At 75.1% G+C, this 15,198-nt stretch carries 9 protein-coding genes; 1 reads left to right on the plus strand and 8 read right to left on the minus strand.

The features are described from left to right. Nucleotides 1-83: 83 nt before the first annotated feature. The 3 genes from DEF28_RS14280 to DEF28_RS14290 all read right to left on the minus strand — a co-directional run bounded on the left by DEF28_RS14280 (nucleotide 84) and on the right by DEF28_RS14290 (nucleotide 3,271). Nucleotides 84-860: a class I SAM-dependent methyltransferase gene (locus tag DEF28_RS14280; protein ID WP_114433551.1), complete on the minus strand. Its 777-nt coding sequence runs from the start codon at nucleotides 858-860 to the stop codon at nucleotides 84-86. Nucleotides 861-950: 90 nt separating this feature from the next. Beyond that, on the minus strand, nucleotides 951-1,970 hold the full coding sequence (locus DEF28_RS14285; RefSeq protein WP_114400602.1) for an aldo/keto reductase: 1,020 nt from the start codon (nucleotides 1,968-1,970) through the stop codon (nucleotides 951-953). Beyond that, complete coding sequence (locus tag DEF28_RS14290; RefSeq protein ID WP_114400603.1) at nucleotides 1,967-3,271, minus strand: activator-dependent family glycosyltransferase; 1,305 nt, start codon at nucleotides 3,269-3,271, stop codon at nucleotides 1,967-1,969. The genes DEF28_RS14285 and DEF28_RS14290 overlap by 4 nt, the downstream gene beginning before the upstream one ends. A gap of 612 nt (nucleotides 3,272-3,883) precedes the next feature. Here DEF28_RS14290 and rfbB point away from each other — a divergent pair. Beyond that, the gene (gene rfbB, locus DEF28_RS14295; RefSeq protein ID WP_114400604.1) at nucleotides 3,884-4,864 is read left to right on the plus strand and encodes a dTDP-glucose 4,6-dehydratase; all 981 of its coding nucleotides are present in this window, start codon (nucleotides 3,884-3,886) and stop codon (nucleotides 4,862-4,864) included. A gap of 60 nt (nucleotides 4,865-4,924) precedes the next feature. On the opposite strand, the gene DEF28_RS14300 is transcribed toward rfbB, so the two are convergent. The 5 genes from DEF28_RS14300 to folE form a co-directional block, all read right to left on the minus strand. After that, complete coding sequence (locus tag DEF28_RS14300; protein WP_114446153.1) at nucleotides 4,925-8,050, minus strand: non-ribosomal peptide synthetase; 3,126 nt, start codon at nucleotides 8,048-8,050, stop codon at nucleotides 4,925-4,927. A 328-nt stretch (nucleotides 8,051-8,378) separates the two neighbouring features. Beyond that, nucleotides 8,379-10,226, minus strand: coding sequence for an asparagine synthase (glutamine-hydrolyzing) (gene asnB / locus DEF28_RS14305; protein ID WP_114399445.1), 1,848 nt, complete (start codon nucleotides 10,224-10,226; stop codon nucleotides 8,379-8,381). Between the two features lie 397 nt (nucleotides 10,227-10,623). Further along, entirely contained in the window at nucleotides 10,624-13,290 is a 2,667-nt protein-coding gene (gene alaS, locus DEF28_RS14310; RefSeq protein WP_114399446.1) for an alanine--tRNA ligase, read from the minus strand. Between the two features lie 489 nt (nucleotides 13,291-13,779). Beyond that, nucleotides 13,780-14,610, minus strand: a complete 831-nt coding sequence (locus DEF28_RS14315; RefSeq protein WP_114433329.1) for an SAM-dependent methyltransferase — start codon at nucleotides 14,608-14,610, stop codon at nucleotides 13,780-13,782. 14 nt (nucleotides 14,611-14,624) lie between these two features. Next, nucleotides 14,625-15,197 carry a GTP cyclohydrolase I gene (gene folE, locus DEF28_RS14320; RefSeq protein WP_114399448.1) on the minus strand — a complete coding sequence of 191 codons (573 nt, stop codon included), beginning with the start codon at nucleotides 15,195-15,197 and terminating at the stop codon, nucleotides 14,625-14,627. Nucleotide 15,198: the final 1 nt, after the last annotated feature.

Here is a 15,198-nt window from a genome sequence, read left to right on the forward strand (position 1 = left end):
CGCGCGGGCCGCGCGGGCCGGGTGCGCCGGGACGCGTCCGGCCGCGGGCCCCGCCCGGGGCGGGCGGCGGCCGCGGCCGGACGTCACTCCCACCGCAGGTAGGTCACCGGCGCCTCGCGCCCGGCGACGGGCAGCCGGCGCAGCTCGGCGGTCGTGGTCCCCAGCGCCTCGCGCACGGCCGCGGTCTCGCCGGGCCACTTCGGGTGCGCGAACTCGTCGAAGGCCACCACGCTGCCCCGGGTCAGGTACGGGCGGATGGCGGCGAGGACGTCGCGGGTCGGCTCGTACAGGTCCAGGTCGAAGTAGGCCAGCGCCACCACCGTCTCCGGGTGCTCCGCCAGGTAGCGGGGCACGGTCTCCCGGACGTCGCCCTCGACCACCAGGGTCCGCTGGACGTGGCCGAGCGGCTCGATGGACTCGTGCGCGTCCAGGACCTCGCGCAGGTGGTCGGGGAAACCCTCCGCGGTGGCGAACCGGCCGGCCGTCGCGCTCGGGCTGGCGCGGTCGATGTCGGCCACGTCGGTGAAGCCGGTGAACGTGTCGAAGCCGATGATCCGGCGGGTGGGGTCGTAGGGGTCGTGGATGCCGCGCAGCGCGGTCAGGGCCGCCAGGTGCCGTCCGTGCAGCACCCCGAACTCCATGACCACCCCCGGGACGTCCTGCGACATCCGGTACAGCGCGTCCATCGCGAGCAGGTCGGCGACCTGGTGCCGCCGCAGGTAGACGCCGAGGTGGTCGATCAGGTAGGTGGCGGGGATCGGGCTCGTCTCGAACAGCTTGGTGAGGCGCTCCCGCGCGGTGCGCTCCCGGTCCGACTCGTGCGGCAGGAGCCGCTGGTCCCGGTGCCCGGCGCTCGTCATGGCTGCGTTCCTCTCGTGGTGCCGCCGCCGGCCCCGGGGCGGGGCTTCGGCGGTAGGGGAGCCGGCGCCGGCGGTCGCGGCGCGGGCGGGTCAGGAGAGCCAGGCGTCCGGGGCGGGGCCGCCCCGTCCCACCGGCGGGAACAGCTCGTCCAGCCGCGCGAGTTCGTCCTCGCGCAGCGGGGTCTCCAGGGCACGGAGCGCCCCCTCGGTGTGCTCCGGCGTCCGCGGGCCGATGACGGTCGACGTCACCCCCGGCCGCGACGCCACCCAGGCGAGCCCGACCTCGGCCGGGTCCCGGCCGATCTCCGCGCAGAAGCCCTCGTACTTCTCGACCGCGGCGCGGCAGCCGGGGTCGGCGAGCGCCGCGGCCGCGCGGCCCTGGGCGGACTTCACCGCACCCCCCTCGGCGGTCTTGCGCAGCACGCCGCCGAGCAGGCCGCCATGCAGCGGCGACCACGGCAGCACCGCCAGGCCGTAGGCGCCCGCGGCCGGCAGCACCTCCAGCTCCGGATGCCGGGTCACCAGGTTGTACACGCACTGCTCGGACACCAGCCCGAGGAAGTGCCGGGCGCGCGCCGCCTCCTGGGCCGAGGCCAGGTCCCAGCCCGCGAAGTTCGACGAACCGACGTAGCGCACCTTGCCCTGCTGGACGAGCAGCTCCATGGCCTGCCAGACCTCGTCCCAGCCCGCCGCGCGGTCCACGTGGTGCATCTGGTAGAGGTCGATCCAGTCGGTACCGAGCCGCCGCAGCGACGCCTCGCAGGCCGCCACGACGTGGCGCGCGGACAGCCCGCCCTCGTTCGGGCCGTCGCCCATCGGGTTGCCCACCTTGGTGGCGAGGACGACCTCGTCCCGGCGGCCCGGGCGGGCCGCGAACCAGCGGCCGATGAGCTCCTCGGTGTAGCCCCGGTGCACCCGCCAGCCGTAGATGTCGGCCGTGTCGACGAAGTCGACGCCGTGCGCCAGCGCGTGGTCCATGAGCGCGTGGGCGTCGGCCTCCTCGACCCGGCCGCCGAAGTTGACCGTACCGAGGCACAGCCTGCTGACGCGCAGCGCGGTGCGGCCCAGCCGGGTGTGCGGCGCGTGGGCCACGGCCTGCTCAGCGGTCATCGGACATCCCCTCCGGTCGCGGCCCCGCGCACGAGGTGGCGGGCGGTGAGCTTCTCCAGGGTCGGGACGAGGTCCCGCGGCGACGGGGTCCGGGCGGCCTCCGCGCGCAGCCGCTCGGCGTTCTCCCGGTACGACGGCTCCTTCAGCACCCGCACGAGCCGGTCGCGCAGCAGCTCGGGGGTCAGCCGGTCGGAGTCGGCGACGTAGACGCCGGCGCCCTGCTCGGCCAGCCCGTTGCCGTAGGCCACCGGCCCGTACCAGCGGTTGCTCCAGTAGGCGCCGGGGACGACGAGCTGGGGGACGCCGTGCTCCAGCGCCGACGCCATCGTCCCGAAGCCGCCGTGGTGCACGATGGCCGAGCACGTCGGCAGCAGCGCGCTGAGCGGGACGAAGTCGACCACGCGGACGTTGGCGGGGACGGCCGCCGCACCGACCTCCTCCGCGGTGAACGTCGACACGATCTCGACGTCGAGGTCGGACACGGCCTCCAGCAGCGTCGCGGGCGACGCCTCGGCGTAGCCCGACGTGCGGTGCGAGCCCCCCAGGCTGACGCACACCCGGGGGCGCTCCGGCGGCTCCAGCAGCCACTCCGGCAGCTCGGCCGGGCCGTTGAAGGGGATCTGGCGCACCGGCAGGTAGCTGACACCCGACGGCCGCCAGGTCCACCGCGGCTGGGTGTCGACGGTCCACTGCCCGTAGACGGCGTCCTCGCCGAACGCGCAGCCGTAGCGCCGCAGCACCGGCTCCAGCCAGGCCCGGAGCGGATCGGGGCGCGGGTCGCTCCGCCCCGCGAGGCCGTCCCGCCACGCGTGGCGGAGCTGCACCAGGGCGTCCGTCCCGCCGAGGACACGGGCGTGCGCCGCGCCGCACGCGCGGGCCGCGACCGCCCCGGCGTAGGTCATCCAGTCCCACAGCACCAGGTCCGGCCGCCAGTCGCGGGCGAAGCGCACCAGGTCGTCGAGCATGGGCTCCGGGCAGAAGTGGCGGAGCAGGTTGCCGACCGCGGAGTCGAGTTCGCCGTACGGGTCGCCGGCGGCGTAGTCGGTCTGCGCCGGGTTGCCGGCCGGCCGCGTGCCGGGCGGTGCCGGGGGCGGGCCCGACGCGGCGACCTCGGCCGCCGCCGCGGCCATCGGCGCCCCGACGGGAACCCCGGTCAGGCCGCTGTGCGCGATGTCGGCGAGCAGGTCCGGCTGGCAGGCGACCCGCACGTCGTGCCCCGCGGACCGCAGCGCCCAGGCGAGCGGTGCGAGCACGAAGAGGTGGGAGCGCAGCATCGGCGGAGTCAGGAAGAGGACGCGCATACGGCACCTCCCGGAATTCGGACCCCGGTTCTCGTGGTCAGCACCCGACCTCCTGTTCTGTGCGACCGGTGCCCACCCCGGCGCAGGACGGGAACGCGCCGAGGAAAAAGATCAGCGGCGCATTCCGGCATTATGATTTCCGCGCGGAGAAGGTGGTGCGGGGGCGTCCATATTCGGCCTTTCGGCGGCATATGGCAACCCCTCCGCGCAGCTCTCGATAAAACGGTGCGGGCTTCTGCCGTCCCGCCGGCGGGACAAGGGGATCCCGTACGGCCCAAGCAGTTGATTCACGCCCCGCCTCAAGTAGTGTTGGCGGCGTCCGGCCGGCTCCGCTCCGGTGTTCCCGCCCCGGCCGTCCGGCCGGGGCGCTGGTGGCGGAGGGCGCGGACGCGGCGGCCCCGAATCCACCACCGGGAAATGGCCGCCGTTTCCCCCTTTCACCCGCCGCGGCTTTCATCGCGTATCCGGCGCACACGCACCCGGGTAACACGCGGCCGCGCGGCGCCGAATCGCCGAAAGCGGTTCCGCTGTCGAATCCGATCCTGTTTCTGGGCGTTGTTCGGGAGGTTTCTACATGGATTTCTGGGCGAGCGCATCCATCGGAGCGGGCGCATGAGAATCCTCGTCACCGGCGGAGCCGGGTTCATCGGCTCCCACTACGTTCGCAGCCTGCTGGCGGGGCGCTACCCCGGGCAGCGGGACACCGAGGTCACGGTGCTGGACAGCCTCACCTACGCGGGCAACACCACGAACCTGCCGATGGACGACCCGCGGCTGGCGTTCGTGCGCGGCGACGTCTGCGACCGGCGGCTGCTGGCGAAGCTGCTGCCCGGCCACGACACGGTGGTGCACTTCGCCGCGGAGTCGCACGTCGACCGCTCCCTGGTGGACCCCGACGTCTTCATGAAGACCAACGTCGTGGGCACGCAGATCCTGCTCGACTGCTGCCTGCACGCCGGGGTCGAAAGGATCGTGCACGTCTCGACGGACGAGGTCTACGGGTCCATCGCTGAGGGGACGTGGACCGAGGAGTCCCCGCTGCAGCCCAACTCGCCGTACTCGGCGTCGAAGGCCGGCGCCGACCTGATCGCACGGGCCTACTGGCGCACGCACGGCCTCGACGTCCGCGTCACCCGGTGCTGCAACAACTACGGCCCCTACCAGTACATCGAGAAGATCATCCCGGTGTTCGTCACCAACCTGCTCTCGGGCCGCACCGTCCCGCTGTACGGCGACGGCGGGAACGCCCGCGAGTGGCTGCACGTGGACGACCACTGCCGCGCCATCCAGCTCGTGCTGACGGACGGGCGCCCCGGAGAGGTGTACAACATCGGCGGCACGGAACTCACGAACAAGGAGCTCACCGGCCGCCTCCTCGACCTCTGCGGTGCCGACTGGGGGCGCGTGCGCTTCGTCGCCGACCGCAGGGGGCACGACCGCCGGTACTCGGTGGACGACGGCAAGATCCGGCGCGAACTGGGGTTCGAGCCCCGGGTCGACCTCGACGAGGGCCTCGCCGAGGTCGTGCGCTGGTACCGCGAGCACCGCTACTGGTGGAACCTGCTGCGCGACGCGGTCGGCTCCGCCCTGTAGCACCCCCGCTCCCGGCCGCTCCCGGCACCGGCCGGGAGCGGCCGGGAGCGCGCGGACCGGTCAGGAGGCGGCCGCCCCGCCGGCGAGGTCGGCGAGCGCCGCGGCGAAGCGCTCCGCCAGGAGCTCCGCGTATCCGCCGCTCACGGCGGCCGGCCGGAAGTGCACCACGAGCCGCAGCTCTCCGGCGCCGCCCGGCCAGACCTCGGTCTGGACCGGAGTGGTCAGCCCCGTGTACGGCAGCCGCACGTGCCGCGCGGCCACCCCGGGCAGCACCAGCGCCGGTCGGGCGTTGTCCTGGACGGCGAAGTTGGTCTGGAACAGCGTCGCGCTCGCGGTGCGCGGCGGCATGACCGCCTTCAGCTCCCCGATCAGCTCGTCGAACCCGACGTGCTGGGCGCCCAGCGCCGCCCGGGCGAGCCGTCCGGCGTCCGCCACCGTCGTCCGGGAGGCGCCGCGCAGGCGCAGGCAGACCATGTTCACGTGGCAGCCCACCGCGTACTCCAGATCGCTGCCCAGGCGCTGCGCCACCGGGACGACCACGCCGAAGTCGTCCTGCCCGGAGGTCTCGCCGACCGCGCGCGCGTAGCCCGCCAGCAGCGCGGCGAACGCCGTGTGCCCGGCCTGTGCCGCCGCGCCGCGCAGCGCCGCGGCGCTCGCCGCTGGCAGCACCCGCTCGACCCGTTCGGGCGGGGCGTCCGCGGTGCCCTCCGGCGGCCGGGGGAGCAGCAGCTCCGGGGTGTCGCGCAGCTCCGCCACCAGTCGCGCGAGCAGCGGAGCGGGGTCCGGCTGCGCGGCGCGGTGCGCGTCCCACAGCTCCCGGGCCCGGGCCAGCCCCGGCGCCGCGGGCCGCGGCGCCGGCGGCGCGGCCCCGACCGCGGCCGCGTACGCCTCGGACAGGTCGTGTGCCAGGACCGCCTCCGACCAGCCGTCGAACGCGATGTGGTGCACCACGTAGCCGAACACGGTGCGCCCGTCGGCGAGGGGCACCGCGGCCGCCCGCCACACCCGCGCCCGCGTGATGTCGAGGCGGCCGAGCAGCTCGGCGCCCAGGGCGGCGACCGCGGCGTCCTCGGACCCGGCCTCCGGGAGTACCGCGAGGCCCGGCGCGGGCGCGTCGGTGGCGCGGGCGGTCGGCGGCCGCCCGTCGCGGTACTCGGCGCGCAGCGGCTCGTGCCGGCGGTGGACCTCGGCGACGGCGCGCCGCAGGGCACCGAGGTCCACCGGGCCGTCGAGCACCCACACGGTGCGGCAGCGCGCCGGCCGGTCGTCCGCGTCGTGCAGGTGGCGGGCGAGGAAGTTCGCCTGCACCGGGGTCAGCGGCACCCCGGCGGCGGTCCGGTCCTCGCGGGCCGGAGGCGGTGTCCACGGCGTCGCGCGCAACCGGGCCGCGAGGGCGCGGGCGCTCTGGTGCCGCAGCAGCTCCGCGACCGGCACCGGCCGGCGCAGCTCCGTGGTGAGGCGCGCGCAGACCCGGCCGGCGTCCAGCGAGGAGCCGCCGAGGTCGTCGAAGCGGGCGTCGGCGGACACCCGGTCGCGGCCCAGGACCGCCGCGCAGGTCCGGGCCACGAGGGCCGCCAGCGGGTCCGCCGGCTCCGCGTCCGCGCCGTCCGGCTCCGCGCCGGCGGCCGGCGGCGGCGTCCCCCGCTCCGCCGCCCGGTCCGGGAGCAGGGCCAGCAGCGCGGACTCGTCGACCTTCCCTCGGACGGTCAGCGGCAGCTCCGCCACGCTGACCACGACGTCGGGCACCTGGTAGTGCACGAGGTCGCGCCGCAGCCGCTCCCGCGCGTCCGGCAGCGGATCGCCGTCGGCGGCGGGAACGCAGAAGGCCGCCAGGCCCCGGCAGCCGCCCGAGGAGTCGCGCAGCGGTACGACGGCGCAGCGCCGCACCTCGGGCAGCCGCTCGACCTGGCGCTCCACCTCCGCCGGCTCCACCCGGTGCCCCCGGATCTTCACCTGCCGGTCCATCCGCCCCAGGTAGTGCAGCACGCCGTCCCCGCTCCACCGGACCAGGTCGCCGGTGCGGTACACGCGGGTGCGGCCGCCCTCCAGCCCGAGCACGGGGAACCGCTCCTCGGTCAGCTCCCGCGCCCCGAGGTAGCCGATGGCCAGCCCGTCCCCGGCGATGCACAGCTCGCCGGGCTCGCCGACCGCGCACGGGCGGTCCCCGTCCAGGACGTGCACCCGGGTGTCGGGCACCGGCCGCCCGATCGGGATCCCGTCCGGCAGGTCGCAGTCCGCCGGGCCGACGCGGTGCGCGGTGGCCACGACCGTGCCCTCGACCGGGCCGTAGCCGTTGACGATCGTGAGCCCCGGATGGCGCCGCAGCAGTTCGCGGACGTGCGGCACGGACGCGCGGTCGCCGCCGGTGATCACCTGCACCACCCCCGTGAACGCGTCCGGGTCCTCGTCCACGAACAGCGCCAGCAGGCCGCTGTTGAGGAAGACCGTGTCGACCCCGTGCTCGCGCACCCCCCGCCGCAGCGCCTCCGGGGTGAGGTAGGGATCGCGCACGACCACCGACGTGCCGCCGTTCAGCAGCACCGACCACAGTTCCAGCGTGAAGCCGTCCCAGGGCAGCGGGGCCGCCAGCGGCATCACCGTCCGGGCGTCGAACCGGGCGAACGAGCCGGGCCGGAACAGCCGCACCGTCGCCCGGTGCGGGGACAGCACCGCCTTGGGCCGCCCCGTGGTGCCGGAGGTGACGAACACGCAGCAGGGATGGGCGCCGTCCACGGCCACCGGCGCGAACCCGGCGGGGGCCTCGGCGGGGCCCTCCGGCGGGCTCCAGCCCGGCAGCGCCAGGTCGGGGCCGGAGTCGGCCCGGTGGACCAGGAGCTTGGCGCCGAGCTCGGCGACAACCGCCCGCAGCCGCGCGGGGGTCCAGCGCTCGTCCAGCAGCGCGTAGGCGGCGCCCGCCTTGAGCAGCCCCAGGATCACGACCACGAGCTCCGCGCCGCGCGGCAGCAGCACGGGGACCACGTCGCCGGGGGAGACGCCGGCCTGGCGCATCAGGTGGGCGTAGCCGTCGGAGAGGCGGTCCAGCCGCCCGTAGGACATCCGGTCGCTGCCGTCGACGAGCGCCGTCCGCTCCGGCGCGTCGCGGGCGAGCCCCGCGACGATGCCGTGCAGGCTCTGCCCCGCCGGGTAGGGGAGGCCGGTGTCGTTCCACGCCGGATCTGGTCGCATGGCGGTGCGCACTTCCTTCCTGGGCGCCCCTGCGCCCTCCTGGTGGGGTCCACCGGGCCGGGAGCCTCGGCCGGCCGGCGGCGGCGCCGGCGGCGCGGGCCCGGCCACGTCGAGGCGCCGCCCCCTGACGGGCGCCGGTCCAGCGGCCACCGCCGCGCCCGGCCGCTGAGCACGCCGGCCGCAGACCCGCGGGCCGCCCTGGGGCCCGCCCCGCCCGGCGTACCGGCCGGGCCGGTACGCGTTCCGGTCGGCGCCCGGTTCCCGGCGCTCCCGGCGGCCGCGGGAGCAGGCGGGGCGGCCCGCGGCGGCCGGCACCGCCCCGGGCGCGCTAGCCCAGCCGGACCTTCGGCCGGTGCAGGTCGAACCAGGCCGCCAGGTCGAGGGCGCGCTCCAGGCCGCTGCGCGCGCCCTGCGTGATGGCCGGGCCCGTCTCAGCCACCGCGCGGCCCAGCCACTCCGCGTCGATGAGGTCGAAGACCGGGTGGGTGCGGTCGGACAGCAGCCCGCGGGCCTGGCGCCGCAGCGCGACGGCGTAGCCCGGGTCCTGGGTGGAGGGGTAGGGGCTCTTCACCCGGCGCACGATCGACTCGGGGAGCACGTCCGCCGCGGCCGCCCGCAGCAGGCTCTTCTCCCGCCCGTCGAAGGTCTTCATGGCCCACGGGACGTTGTACACGTACTCCACCAGCCGGTGGTCGCAGTAGGGAACCCGCACCTCCAGCCCCACGGCCATGCTCATCCGGTCCTTGCGGTCCAGCAGGATCTGCATGAAGCGGGTCAGGTGCAGGTAGGACACCCGGCGCATCGTGTACTCGCCGTCGCTCTCCCCGGTGAGCCGCTCGATGCCCGCGACGGCCGTCCGGTACTGGTCCCGGGCGTAGCCCGCGAGGTCCAGCACCGCGTCGGCCTCGGGGGTGAAGATCCGCTCGAAGGGGTCGGCGGTGCGGTCCTCCGGCGCCTGCCACAGCCATGGGAAGACGTCCGCCTGCTGGGCCTCGGTGTCGTGGTGCGAGCGGTAGCCGCCGAACACCTCGTCGGCGCACTCGCCGGACAGCGCCACGGTCGAGTGCCGCCGGATCTCCTTGGAGAGCAGGTACAGGGAGGCGTTCATGTCGCCGACACCGGGCGGCACGTCGTAGCCGGCGACCACGGCGGTACGCAGCGCGGGGTCGGCCAGCGCCTCGGCGTCCAGCACGATGTCGCGGTGGTCGGTCCCGCAGTGCTCCGCGAGGTCCCGGACGTAGGGGGCGTCCGGGGAGGTCCGGATGCCGTCGGTCACGAAGTTCTCGGTGTAGCCGTGGAAGTCGACGGAGAAGCTGCGGACCCGCTCACCGCGCCGCCGCAGCTGCGCGGCCGCGACCGCGGTCAGCGAGGAGGAGTCCAGCCCGCCGGAGAGCAGGGTGCACAGGGGGACGTCGGCGACGAGCTGCCGGGCGACGATGTCCTCGAACAGCTCGCGGATCCGCGCCACCGTGCCGTCGAGGTCGTCGGTGTGCTCCAGGGTGCGCAGCGTCCAGTAGGCACGGGTGCGGGCGCCGCCGCGGTCGAACGTCGTCACCGTCCCGGGCAGCACCTCGCGCATGCCGTCCCAGATGGCGTGCCCGGGGGTCTTGACGAAGGAGAAGAGCTCGCGCAGCCCGTCGGCGCTGACCGTCCGCTCGGCCAGCGGGTTGGCCAGCAGTGCCTTGGGCTCCGAGCCGAACAGCACGCCGTCGGCGGTGGGGTGGTAGAAGAGCGGTTTGATCCCCAGCCGGTCGCGGACCAGCACGAGCCGGTCGCGGCGGCCGTCCCAGACGGCGAAGGCGTACATCCCGTTCAGCCGCTCCGCCACGGCCTCGTCCCACTCCAGGTAGCCGCGCAGCACCACCTCGGTGTCGGTGTCGGTGCGGAAGGTGTGCCCGCGGGCGCGCAGCTCGCGCCTCAGCTCGGTGAAGTTGTACGTCTCACCGGTGTAGACGAGCACCACGGGGCCGTCGTCGGTCTGCGCGGTCATCGGCTGGTGGCCGTTCGCGGGATCGATGACCGCCAGCCGCCGGTTGCCCAGCGCGGCGTGCCGGCCCACCCACACGCCGTCGTCGTCGGGACCGCGGCAGGCCATCGTGGCGTTCATGGCGTCGACCGTCGCGCGCTCCGCGGTCAGGTCGCGCTCGTAGGAGATCCATCCGGCGATTCCGCACATGCCGTTCCTCGTTCCGTTCGGCAATGGAGACTGATGGCAGGGTGCTGATGCAACGGAGTGTCGGCCGCGCGAAAGGGCAGCGCGTGCGGCACGGCCGTCCGACAGCGTCCCCGATTTTCCCCATTGGCGCAAGGAATGCCGGGAAAAGCGGTGGAATATCGTGGAACGGGAGGAGAATGGCGCGGGGAATGCGCCGCCGACCTGCGCAGGCGCGGCGGCGCAGCGGGACGGCCCGCTGCGCGGACCCGGAAATGGCGGATTCCCGCATTCACGCATTCACAGGTCCGCGGATTACGGCGACCGCGCGGTCACTCGGCAGTGCGGTCGCGCGGTCACGGCCGCGCGTCGGGGCCGGCGGCCGGGCACACCCGTGTGATCGGGCGCGCCCGGCCGCCCCTCAGCTGCCGTCCGCGCCGAGGTGCCGGACGGCGGCGTCCGCCGCCAGCCGCAGGGCCGCGTCGAGCCGCTCGACGTGCCGGCCCCCGGCGTTGGCGATCGCGCCGCGGCCGCCGGCGCCGCCGCCGATCTCCCGCGCCGCGCCGTCGAGAAGGTCGCGCGCCGCGACGTCGCGCCGCGCCAGCCCGTCCGTCACCCCCGCGACCAGCGCCGCCTTGCCGTCGACCTCCGCGGCGAGCACGACCGCCCCGGGGGCGGCGCCGCGGCGCCCGAGCACCGACCCCGCCAGCGACCGCAGCTCGTCGCGGTCCACCTCGCTCACCCGGGTGGCCACCAGCCACCCCGATCCGACGTCGCGCGCCCCGGCGGCCAGCCGCTCCGCCTCCGCCGACAGCTCCGCCTGGCGCATGCGGGCGAAGCGGCGCTCGGCGTCGCCCAGGGCCCGCAGGCGCCTGGTGAGCGTGGCGACCGCCTTGTCCTGGGGAACGCCGAGCAGGCCGACGAGCTCGTCCAGCAGCCGCCGCTCGCGGTCGAAGTGCCGCAGCGCGTCCTGGCCCGTCAGCGCCTCGATGCGCCGCAGGCTGGCCCCCACGGAGGACTCGCTGAGGATGCGCACCGGGCCGACCGCCGCCCCGTGCGCCACGTGGGTGCCGCCGCACAGCTCCCGCGAGAAGTCGCCGATGTCGACGACCCGCACGACGTCCCCGTACTTCTCACCGAACATCGCGGTCGCGCCCGCCGCCTCGGCCTCGGCCCGGCTGGTGCGCCACACCTTCACCTCGGGGTCCGCCGTGAGCGCGTCGTTGATCAGCGTGGAGATGGTGTCGAGCTGGCCGTCCTTGACCGCCGAGAAGTGCGCGAAGTCGAAGCGCAGTCGGCCGGCGTCCACCAGGGAGCCCTGCTGGCGCGCGTGGTCGCCGAGGACGCGGCGCAGCATGGCGTGCAGGACGTGGGTGGCCGAGTGCGAGCGCTCTACCGCGGCGCGGCGGGAGGCGTCCACCTCCGCGAGGACGTCGTCGCCGACGCGCACCTCGCCCGAGGCCACGCGGCCGATGTGGACGCTCAGCCCGGCCACCCCGGGCCGGGTGTCGGTGACCTCGATGACGCCCCCGTCGGTGAGCACCCGGCCGATGTCGCCGACCTGGCCGCCGCCCTCGGCGTAGAAGGGGGTGCGCCGCAGCATCACCTCCACCTCCTGGCCCTGCGCCGCCCGGTCGACGCTGCGTCCCTCGACCAGCACCGCGACGACCGCGCTGTCGGCCTCGGTGGCGTCGTAGCCCACGAACTCCGTCAGCCCCGACTTCGCCGAGATCTCGCGGTAGGCGTCCAGCCGGGCCAGCGCCGCCGCGGTGCGCCCCCGGCCGTGCGTCTTGGCGCGGCGCTGCTGCTCCTCCAGCAGCGTGCGGAACCGCTCCTCGTCGACCGACAGCCCCGCCGCCCGGGCCGCCTCCACGGTCATGTCCACCGGGAACCCGTAGGTGTCGTGCAGCTCGAACGCGGTCTCGCCGGGCAGCGTGGCCGAGCCGGCCCCCCGCGCCCGGCCGATCGCCGCGTCGAGCAGCCGCGTGCCCTGGCGCAGCGTCCGGCCGAACGTCTCCTCCTCGGCGCTGACGACCTGCTCGATCAGCGCGGCCTGCGCCGGCAGCTCCGGCCAGGCCGGACCGAGGTTGGCCACGACCGACGCCGTCACCGCCGGCAGCACGGGGTCGGTGACGCCGAGCAGGCGCGCGTGCCGGATGCTCCGGCGCATCAGCCGCCGCAGGATGTAGCCGCGGCCCTCGTTGGAGGGCAGCACCCCGTCCGCGATGAGGAACGCGATCGACCGGGCGTGCTCGGTGACCACCTGGAACGACACCGACTCCTCCGAGCCGTCGTGCCCGGGGAAGCGCCGGCCGGCCAGCCCCTGCACCGTCTCCAGGGTGGGGGCCAGCAGGTCCGTCTGGCAGACCGTGGTCACGTCCTGCAGGATCGCGGCGAGCCGGTCGAGGCCCAGGCCGGTGTCGATGTTCTTGCTCGGCAGCTGCCCGAGGATGGGGTAGCCGGTCTTGGCCGGGCCCTCGCCGCGGATGCTCTGCATGAAGACGAGGTTCCACAGCTCGACGTAGCGCTCGTCGTCGGCGGCGGGACCCCCCTCCGAGCCGAACGCCGGCCCGCGGTCGTAGCAGAGCTCCGACGACGGACCGCAGGGGCCGGGGACCCCCATCGACCAGTAGTTGTCGGCCATGCCGAGCCGCTGGATCCGGTCGGGGCGCACCCCGATGGACCGCCAGATGTCCTCGCTCTCGTCGTCGTCGACGTAGACGGTGATCCACAGCCGGTCCGGGTCGAGGCCGTAGCCCTCGGTGAACAGCTGCCAGGCCCACGAGATCGCCTCGGGCTTGAAGTAGTCACCGAAGGAGAAGTTGCCCAGCATCTCGAAGAACGTCGCGTGCCGGGTGGTGCGGCCGACGTTCTCGATATCGGACGTGCGGGCGCATTTCTGTACCGAAACCGCCCGCTGGAACTCCGGCTCCGCCTCGTTGAGGAAGTACGGCTTGAACTGGTTCATCCCCGCATTGGCCAGCAGCAGCGTGGGATCGGCGGGGATCAGCGGACTCGACGGCACCGGCCGGTGGCCGCGCTCGGTGAAGAAGTCGAAGAAGGTCTGACGGATTTCCGTGGAACGCATGACGTGGTCTCTCGTGCACGGGGCCGAACGGGCCCGGCCCGCGCCACCGCGCGGTGGACGGGGCCTCGCCAGGGAGTCCTGCTCCCGCCCGGGGCGGGTTCGGCCGGACAACGGTGGAGATGCTTCACGCCGAGCCGGCCGGAGGGATCAGGCGAGGACGCTGTCCTCGGTTCCCGGCCCGGCGCAGATAGCTCGACGCCGCACGAGCAGCTCCATGACCACGTTTCTCAATCCCGGATATCGGTTGACCGCCGTCGCGTTCACCCACTGTAGTGGACGAGCGCCCATGCAGGATAACGCACGGCGCATCCGCCATTCGCCGAATCCGCGGCCGAAATTCCGGACACCGCGCGAAAAGCGGCGCGGTGAAATATCGAATGCACAGGTGGCGGCCCGGTCCCCTCGGGCACACTGTCCGGACCCGGACCGGCGCGGGGCGGCCGCGGGGGTGTCCCGCCGGCGGGACACCCCCGCGGCCGCCTCCGGCCCTCACCGCGCGGCGCGGAAGATCCACCCCCGGGGCGGCCCGTCGCCGATCCGCTCCCGGTCGAGCTCGGACAGCCGGCCGTGGTGCACGGCCGGATCGGTGAGGTCCACGGTCTCGGCCCGCCACCCGTACCCGCCCAGCCACGGCACGACGTCGTCGACCCCGGACCGCCACGCCGCGTCGACCGCGGCGAGCGCGTCCAGCATGGGGCGCGCCACGGGATCGTCGAAGACCCGCCGGCTGACGTGCTCGCCGGCGATCCAGCTGCCCGGGGCGGACAGCCGCGTCGCCTCGGCCAGCACCCGCTCCGCCTGCGCGGAGTCGAGGTAGCACAGCACCCCTTCGATGAGCCACGCGGTGGGCAGGTCCGGCCGCAGGCCCGCGGCGCGCAGCGCCGCCGCCCAGTCGCCGCCGAGGTCGGCGGGCACGGTGACGCGCTCGCAGGCCGGCACCGCGCCGGCCGCCGCGACGACCGGCTCCTTGAAGCCGAACACGTGCGGCAGGTCCAGTTCGAACAGCCGCACCCCCGCCGGCCAGGGCAGACGGAAGGCGCGGGTGTCCAGCCCGGCCCCGAGCACGACCACCTGCCCGCAGCCCCGCGCGCAGGCGCGCAGCAGGTAGTCGTCGAACAGCCGCGTCCGGATGGCGAAGTAGTGCTCCATCGGGTGCCGCACGGTCTCCAGTGCGGGGACCGGGCCCTCCCCGGTGGCCGCCGCCAGGAAACCGGCCGCCAGCGGATCGCGGAACAGCCGGTCCGCCCGCTCGCTCTCGGTGGCCCGGGCCGACGCGATCACCAGAGCGGTCGTGCTCACGCCCGCGGTGGGGGTCGTCATGGTCCGTCCCCCCGTCAGTGCAGGTTGCCGCTGTGCTCGGCCAGGACGGCCCGCACGTCGGGGTGGTCGGGGCGCCACTCCCCGGACAGCGCGCGGGTGGTGGTCACCGTCGCCGGCTCGTTGACCCCCCGCACCGCCATGCAGCCGTGCTCGGCGGTGATCACACACGCCGACCCCACGGGCGCGAGGGCGTCCTGCACGGCGGTCACCACCTGGTGACCGATGCGCTCCTGGACCTGCAGCCGCCGGGCGTAGCCGTGCAGGACCCGGGCGAGCTTGGACAGCCCGACGATCTGGTCGCCCGGGCGCGGCCGGTAGGCCACCGTGGCCGTGCCGGTCACCGGCAGCAGGTGGTGGGCGCAGGTCGAGCTGAGCCGGATGCCGGTGACGATGATCAGCCCCGGGTCGTGCGGGGCGCTGAACGTGCGGAGCAGGTGCCGGGACGGATCATCGTCGTAACCGGACAGGGTCTCGGCCCACGCCTTGGCGACGCGGCGCGGCGTGTCCTGAGTGTGCTCACCCTCGTCGACGCCCAGGGCGAGCAGCAGATCGGTGACGGCGGTCTCTACCTTGTCGAGGTCGATCACG

The organism is Marinitenerispora sediminis (assembly GCF_003336425.1).
GTDB classification, from domain to species: domain Bacteria; phylum Actinomycetota; class Actinomycetes; order Streptosporangiales; family Streptosporangiaceae; genus Marinitenerispora; species Marinitenerispora sediminis.